A 7,601-nucleotide genomic window follows, 5' to 3' on the forward strand; every position below is an offset into this window, starting at 1 on the left:
CGTGCGTGAACGGTACGTACGCGTGCGGCACCGTCAGTCTCGCGCGCCGCGCATCAGGTCGGTCACCGGGATCCCGCGCGACGTGCGCATGCACGCTTCCACATAATCGACGAACGGCAACGGCTCGAAATCGATTTCGTCGCGCAGGCGGCGGTTGTCGAACACGCGGTCGACCGTCGCGAATTCCGCGAAACGCCGCATCGCGTCGCCGATCACGCGCTCGCGCGCCGGGTCCGCGCGGCCGAGCACGGCGCGCACCACCTGCGGCAGATCGGCCGGCGCGCACGCCGCGTAGCGCGGCGCGTCCGCGATGCCGACCGCCTCGTCCATCGCGCGCACGATCTGCGCGACCATCGGTGCATCCTCGCCCGCCGACACGTGATAGACGCGATGCGCGAGCGTCGGCTTGACGGCCAGCAGCATCGTCGCACGCGCGACGTCGTCGACCGACACGATGTCGATGCGCGTCATCGGCCGCGCGGTGAAGCGACGCGCAGCGTGCGCGACGCGAAACATCCAGAACGAATTCGGCGCCGGCCGCGTGCCGAGCACCGTGTGACCGACGACGTGCGACGGCCGCACGACGACGAGCGGCAACCCAAGCGCGCGCAGCCGCCGCTCCGTTTCCGCCTTCGCGTGCAGATAGCGGGCTGTGAGCACTGCGCCGCGCGGCGTTTCGCCCGTGCAGGGCGCACGCTCCGGCTCTTCCTGCACGACGCCGGCGCCGGCCGTGCCCGCGAATGCAGTGCCGACGTAGACGAACCGCCGCAGATGCGGCGCCTGCGTGCAGCGCGCGGCAAAGCGCAGCGTGCTGTCGAGATCGGTCTGCAGATGCGCGCCGTCGGCGACCGACGCGTGCCCCGCGCAATGAATCACGTGCGTCGCGGCCGCCAGGCGCGCTGCGTCGGCGCGGTCCCACACGTCGTCGAGCGCGCCGACGATGACGTTCGAATCGCCGATGCGCGCCGCCCAGTACGGCGCGAGGCCCGCGCGGAGCGCCGCATCGCGCAGCCGCGCGACGGCGTGTCCGCGGTCCTGCGCGCGCACGATGCAGACGACGCGTTCGAGCAGCCCCGCATTGATGAGCGCCGTCAGCACGGTACTGCCGAGGAAACCGGTTGCACCGGTCAGCACGAGTCGCTCGACGTTCGCCGCCGCGACCGGCGCGCTCGCGGGCGAGACGAGGCTCGTGCGCCAGTTCAGCGGCAGCGCGGTTTTCCAGATCAGCACGGTAGTCTCCTTCGAGGAAGCGGCCCGACCGGCGACGCGCGCAGGGCGGTCGCGCTCTGCGCGGAGGCGAGCCGCACGACGGGCATGTACGCCGTCGGCGATCGCGACCGGCCGCTGCTGCGAACACGTCGCGCCGCGCGGAGGTCGCGACACGTTGCCGTGCGCGCAGCGTCGGGCAATGCGCAGTGTGGGGCGCGATCGCGCGGAAGTCTGTGCTGAAAGTTTCGTAAAAATGTGTGGATTTGTACGGGATTGTCCGGCTCTGTCGCGCGGCGTTCGGACGCGTCGCACGCGCGCGCTCGCTGTGCCGCACGTGGGCGGCGGGCGACTCGCTCCGGTCGCACGCGCTTGCGGTCATCCGATCTCCTCGCGCGCACGATCGGCGGTCGCGGCCACCGTCGGCGCCGTCGTATCTGCGCGCGCATTCTGTCTCCATATTAGACGAGCTCGTCTGACGTCGTTTCATCCGAATCTCGAATAAAGGCAATGCGCATTTATTGTCGGTTATCACTTGCGTTTCAGCACAGTCTATCTAGACTGTTCAAGTTCAAACGGTCCAATTTGTCATTTCTCAGGAGACGATCCAATGCGCCTCACCATTCGCATTAATGGCAGCGAAGCGGCAACCCGGCAGTCGTTCGCAGTGCTGTGGGTCGACACCGACGAAGGGCTGTGGTCACGCGAGGCACATCAGGGCATCGACCTGCCGACCTGGGGCAAGGTCCGCGACGTCGAGGGCGCGATGGCACTGTGCGCGGCCGACAGCGGGAACGCGGTTTGCGAGTTGCAGGGCCTGTCGTTCGACGCAACGCAGCGCGACCAGGGCACGGCGGTGCTCGCCGGCGAGCATCGCGAAGGCGCGTGGCGCCTGCAGGTGGGCGACCGCTGCACCACCTCGCCGGAATATCAGGAATTCATCACGGTGGCCCGCTAGTTTTTCGTTGACGAAAATCAGATTCAAATTTAATCGCTTATTCCGCCCGGCGATTTTCTATTTCGATATTCAGTAAATTGGCGCCTCGTTTCCGAGGCGCTTTTTTATTCCGGCACCATTCCGATGCGTGCCCAATTGGGCGTAGCGCACCGACACCGCCCAGCGTCTCCGTCCACGCCATCGCCCCGCCGCCCGGCCGCCGTTCGCGACTGCATCGATGCAATCGTGCGCCCACGTCGTCGTTTACCCGCCGTTTTCACCGCGATCGCCGCTTGCCTTCACGCCCATGCGCGTCGCGCGCGCACAGTTTCCTCACATGATCTTTACTCATTTATTACAATCCCATTATTCCGACTGACCCGCCGTCTCCCGGCGACCGACCCTGGCCCCTGCATGAGCGCGAAGAAAAAGCCCCACCCCGTCGACCCGTACGCGTCCGCGACCAAGAATCCGATGCTCGCGTCGCGCCTGCCGATGTGGCGCTCGAAGCTCGTCGTGATTCTCGTGTTCGTGGCGTTCGCCGCACTGATCGTGCGCGCCTTCTGGGTGCAGGTCGCGAATCAGGATTTCTACGTCGGTCAAGGCCAGAAGCGCTACCAGCGCACGATCGAGCTCGACGCGATGCGCGGGCGCATCGTCGACCGCAACGGCGCGATGCTCGCGGTCAGCCTCGCGACCTACGAGATCTGGGCGAACCCGAAGCAGGTATCCGACACCGACTATCCGCAAATCGCGAAGCTGCTCGACATGCCGCTCGCCGAAGTGAAGCGCCGCCTCGGCAACGACCGTACGTTCGTGCTGCTCAAGCGTCAGGTCGACGCCGAGACCGCGAGCCGCCTCGACAAGCTCGCGATCGACGGCATCACGCAGATCGCCGATTCGAAGCGCTTCTATCCGGAAGGCGAATCGGCCGCGCACGTGGTCGGCTTCACGAACGTCGAGGATCAGGGGCAGGAAGGCGTCGAGCTCGCGGCGAACGCGCTGCTGTCCGGCACGTCGGGCCAGCGCGAGGTGATTCGCGACCGGCTCGGCCGGATCGTGTCGGACACGCGCCCGCTCGTGCCCGCGCAGCACGGCGCGACGATCGAGCTGACGATCGATCGGCGCATCCAGCAGCTCGCGTTCAGCCAGCTGAAGGCCGCCGTGCTCGAAAACAACGCGGTGGCCGGCAGCGTCGTCGTGCTCGATGCGCAGAACGGCGAAATCCTCGCACTCGCGAACTATCCGACGTTCGACCCGAACGACCGCGCGCGGCTCACCGGCCAGCAGTTGCGCAACCGCGCGGTGATCGACACGTTCGAGCCGGGCTCGACGATCAAGCCGCTCGTCGTCGCGCTGTCGATCGACCAGCGCAAGGTCACGCCGAACACGATCATCAACACGTCGCCGGGCACGTACAAGATCGGCCCGGCCGTCATCCACGACACGTCGAACCACGGTTCGCTCACCGTCGCGCAGGCGCTGCAGAAGTCGAGCAACATCGCGCTCGCGAAGCTGGCGCTGAACCTGCCCGCCGAAACGATCTGGAACAAGTATCAGGAATACGGGATCGGCCGCGCGCCGGAGCTCACGTTCCCCGGCGTCGCGTCGGGGCGGCTGCGCAGCTACCAGCGCTGGCGGCCCATCGAGCAGGCGACGATGGCCTACGGCTACGGGCTGTCGATGTCGCTGCTGCAGATCGCGCAGATGTACACCGCCTATGCCGGCGACGGCACGCTGCATCCGGTGTCGCTGCTGAAAAACGGCACCGACCAGCAGACGATCGACGCGCATCGCGGCCACCGCGTGACGTCGCCGCAGACGGCGGCCGCGATCCGTTCGATGCTCGAGATGGCGGTCGGCGAAGGCGGCACCGGGCGGCGCGCGCGCGTCGACGGCTACCGGATCGGCGGCAAGACCGGTACGGCGCGCAAGCAGGTCGGCTCGTCGTATGCGAAGGGCAAGTATCGCGCGCTGTTCGCCGGGATGGCGCCGATGAGCAATCCGCGCCTGATCGTCGCGGTGATGATCGACGAGCCGCGCGGCAAGGGCTATTACGGCGGCACGGTGGCCGGCCCGGTGTTCGCGTCGGTGACGAGCGGCGCGCTGCAACTGCTCGGCGTGCCGCCCGACGCACCGGTCGAAGCCGATACGGAGACGCCGACGAGAAAGGTGCCGCAGAAGACGATCGCGGCGCCGAAGGCCGCGGCGCCGGTACGAACGGCCACGCAATCGGGCGACGCGGCGCCGAGACCCGCTGCAGCCGGCTGATTGCGTGAAGAAACGGCGGGCCGCCCCGCCCGCCGTCAATGCGAAGCCGCGACCGGCTTCGCCATCCTGCCGAGCACGTGCTCGGTCATGCCGCGCGCAAGTTCCGTCTCGCCCATGAAGACGGTGCCGATGCCCTCGCTCGCCAGCAGCGCGGCTTCGTCGCTGCTGTTCGTGCACAGCACGACTTCGAGCGTCGGATTCAGCGTGCGCGAAATCTCGACGATCTGCCGCACGTCGAACACGTCCGGCAGCGTGACGACGAGCATCCCCGCGCGCGCGATATGCGCCTGCACGAGCACGATCGGCTCGATCGCGTCGCCCGACACCGCGGCGACGCCGCCGGCGCGCAGCTTCTCGACGATCTCGCGGTTCTGCTCGACGACGACGTACGCGATGCCGTGCTCGTCGAGCGCCCGCGCGATCCGCGTGCCGACCTTGCCGTAGCCGACGATCACGACCTGCCCGGTCAGATGCGTCTGCGGCGTCGACATCGGCAGCGCGGCGAGCGGATCGTCGCGCGCCTCGAGCCGCCGCGCGAACGCCGAGCGCTTGCGGATCCATGCGAGCGCCGGATCGATCGCCGCGAACGCGACCGAATTCAGCGCGATCGAGATCAGCGCGACCGCGAGAATCAGGTTCTGCCCTTCCGGCGACAGCAGCCCCAGCGAGCGGCCGAGCCCGGCGAGGATGAACGAGAATTCGCCGATTTGCGCGAGCCCCGCGCCGACGATCAGCGCGGTGTTCAGCGGATAGCGGAATGCGACGACGAGCGCGACGGCCGCCAGCGTCTTGCCGATCAGCACGATCGCCGCGACCTCGACGACGTGCAGCGGCTCGTCGAGCAGCACCTTCGGATCGAACAGCATCCCGACCGAAATGAAGAACAGCACCGAAAACGCGTCGCGCAACGGCAGCGTTTCGTCGGCCGCGCGGCGGCTGAATTCCGATTCGCGCATCATCATCCCGGCGAAGAACGCGCCGAGCGCGAACGACACGTCGAACAGCTTCGCCGCACCGAATGCGATGCCGACCGCGGCCGCGATCATGCAGAGCGTGAACAGTTCGCGCGAGCCGGTGCGCGCGACGAGCCACAGAATGCGAGGAAACACGCGCTTGCCGACGATCAGCATCAGCGCGATGAACGCGGCGACCTTCAGCATCGTGACGCCGAGCGTGCTCCACACGCCGCCGCCGGCCGCATGCTCGCCACCCGGCGGCGAGCCGCCGAGCAGCCCCGCGACGGGCGGCAGCAGCACGAGCACGAGCACCATGACGAGATCCTCGACGACAAGCCAGCCGACCGCGATCCGTCCGTTCACCGTTTCGACGAGCCCGCGCCCTTCGAGCGCGCGCAACAGCACGACCGTGCTCGCGACCGACAGCGCGAGACCGAACACGAGCGCCGCGCCGATGCTCCAGCCCCACGCGAGCGCGAGGCCGCCGCCGAGCAGCGTCGCGACCGTGATCTGCACGATCGCGCCCGGCAGCGCGATCTTGCGCACCGCGAGCAGATCGCCGAGCGAGAAATGCAGGCCGACGCCGAACATCAGCAGCATCACGCCGACTTCGGCCAGCTGCTGCGCGAGCGACAGATCGCCGACGAAGCCCGGCGTGCCGGGGCCGATCACGATCCCGGCCAGCAGATAGCCGACGAGCGGCGGCATTTTGAGCAGCGACGCGAGATAACCGAAGATCATCGCGAGACCGAAACCGGCCGCGAGCAACGCAATCAGGCTGACGTCATGAGGCATCCCCCCTCCCTGGTTCGTGTAACGCTTTAGTAAGGTTCAAGAACGAAAGGATAAGGGATGAGGCGGGCAAATGGCGCGCCGCCGCGAAAAATTCACGCGGCGGCGCGGGTCGGACGCGAAGCGCGGCAGGCCGCCGCGCCCGCTCAGCGCGCGGCTTGCGGGAAGCGCGCGCCCGGCGGCGGCTCGGGGCGCGTCGACGGCACGCTCTTGCGCACCTTCGCGACCTGCGCGGCCGTCACCGGCGAGCCGGTGTTGCCCCAGCTCGTGCGGATGAAGTTCGACACGTCGGCCACTTCCTGATCCGACAGGCGCCAGCCGAACGGCGGCATCGTGAACGTCGACGGCGCGGTGCGCGTGCCGACCAGCGCGCTGCCTTCGAGCACCACGTGGATCAGCGACGTCGGATCGTCGCCCTGCACGACCGGGTTGCCGGCCAGCGCCGGGAACACGCGCGTATAGCCGTGCCCGTCGCTGCGGTGGCAGGCCATGCAGTTGTCGCGGTACACGGCCGCGCCGGGCTTGCTCGCGTCGCCGGTCTGCAGCGCCTTCGCGGCGGCCGCATCGTAGACGTGCGGCTGCTCGCCCTGCACGCGCGGCGGCAGCGTCTTCAGATAGCGCGCGATCGCGGTCAAGTCGTCGTCGCTCATGTGCTGCATGCTGTGGCCGACCACGTCCGTCATCCCGCCGAACGCGGCCGTGCGCAGCGTGCGGCCGGTCTTCAGGAACTGCACGATCTCGCCTTCGCTCCACGTGCCGAGGCCGGTGCGCGGTTCGCCGCGCAGGCTCGTCGGCACCCAGCCGTCGATCGCCGCGCCGCCGGCGAGGAAGTCGAGGCCGTCCGCGTCGGTCAGCGCGCGCTCCTGCATCGTCACTGCACGCGGCGTATGGCACGCGCCGCAGTGGCCGAGCCCCTGCACGAGGTAGGCCCCGCGTGCGAGCACCGGATCGGCGTACGGCGTCGCGTCGAACGGCTTCGGCGACGGCGCGAACATCTTGCGCCAGATCGCGAGCGGCCAGCGCATCGACAGCGGCCAGACGATGTCGACCGCGCGGTTCTCGTGCTCGACCGGCGCGACGCCGTGCATGAAGTACGCGTACAGCGCCTTCACGTCGTCGTCGGTCAAGCGCGCGTACGACGGAAACGGCATCGCCGGATACAGCGTGTCGCCGTTCTTGCGCACGCCGGCGCGCACCGCGCGGTCGAAGTCCTCGAGCGACCACGTGCCGATGCCGGTCTTCTGCGCCGGCGTGATGTTCGTCGAATAGATCGCGCCGATCGGCGTGTCGAACTTCAGCCCGCCCGCGAACGGCTTGCCGCCGACCGCGGTGTGGCAGGCGACGCAGTCGCCCGCGCGCGCAAGATACGCGCCGCGCGCGACCAGCGCATCGGCAGGCTGCGGCGCGGCTGCAGCCGCGGCCGATGCGGCGGCGGGTGT

General features: G+C 68.7%; 5 protein-coding genes. 2 read left to right on the plus strand and 3 right to left on the minus strand.

The window, feature by feature from the left end:
- Positions 1-33: 33 nt before the first annotated feature.
- Positions 34-1,230 carry an SDR family oxidoreductase gene (locus HMPREF3115_RS03390; protein WP_070553430.1) on the minus strand — a complete coding sequence of 399 codons (1,197 nt, stop codon included), beginning with the start codon at positions 1,228-1,230 and terminating at the stop codon, positions 34-36.
- 586 nt (positions 1,231-1,816) lie between these two features.
- On the opposite strand from HMPREF3115_RS03390, the gene HMPREF3115_RS03395 reads away from it, so the two are divergent.
- Positions 1,817-2,164, plus strand: coding sequence for a DUF3564 family protein (locus HMPREF3115_RS03395; protein WP_070553431.1), 348 nt, complete (start codon positions 1,817-1,819; stop codon positions 2,162-2,164).
- A 393-nt stretch (positions 2,165-2,557) separates the two neighbouring features.
- On the plus strand, positions 2,558-4,414 hold the full coding sequence (locus HMPREF3115_RS03400) for a peptidoglycan D,D-transpeptidase FtsI family protein (RefSeq protein ID WP_070553432.1): 1,857 nt from the start codon (positions 2,558-2,560) through the stop codon (positions 4,412-4,414).
- Between the two features lie 35 nt (positions 4,415-4,449).
- Here the strand turns inward: HMPREF3115_RS03400 and HMPREF3115_RS03405 are convergent, their stop codons facing one another.
- The gene (locus HMPREF3115_RS03405; RefSeq protein ID WP_070553433.1) at positions 4,450-6,165 is read right to left on the minus strand and encodes a cation:proton antiporter domain-containing protein; all 1,716 of its coding nucleotides are present in this window, start codon (positions 6,163-6,165) and stop codon (positions 4,450-4,452) included.
- A 143-nt stretch (positions 6,166-6,308) separates the two neighbouring features.
- On the minus strand, positions 6,309-7,601 hold a 1,293-nt coding region (locus HMPREF3115_RS03410), incomplete at its 5' end, for a c-type cytochrome (protein WP_070553434.1).

This window comes from Burkholderia sp. HMSC10F09, from assembly GCF_001806955.1.
Taxonomy (GTDB): Bacteria; Pseudomonadota; Gammaproteobacteria; order Burkholderiales; family Burkholderiaceae; genus Burkholderia; species Burkholderia multivorans.

Bases quoted from the DNA above. Each gene is read 5' to 3' on its own strand.
- HMPREF3115_RS03400 (WP_070553432.1), top strand. From the start codon at position 2,558: ATGAGCGCGAAGAAAAAGCCCCACCCCGTCGACCCGTACGCGTCCGCG.
- HMPREF3115_RS03405 (WP_070553433.1), bottom strand. From the start codon at position 6,165: ATGCCTCATGACGTCAGCCTGATTGCGTTGCTCGCGGCCGGTTTCGGT.
- HMPREF3115_RS03395 (WP_070553431.1), top strand. From the start codon at position 1,817: ATGCGCCTCACCATTCGCATTAATGGCAGCGAAGCGGCAACCCGGCAG.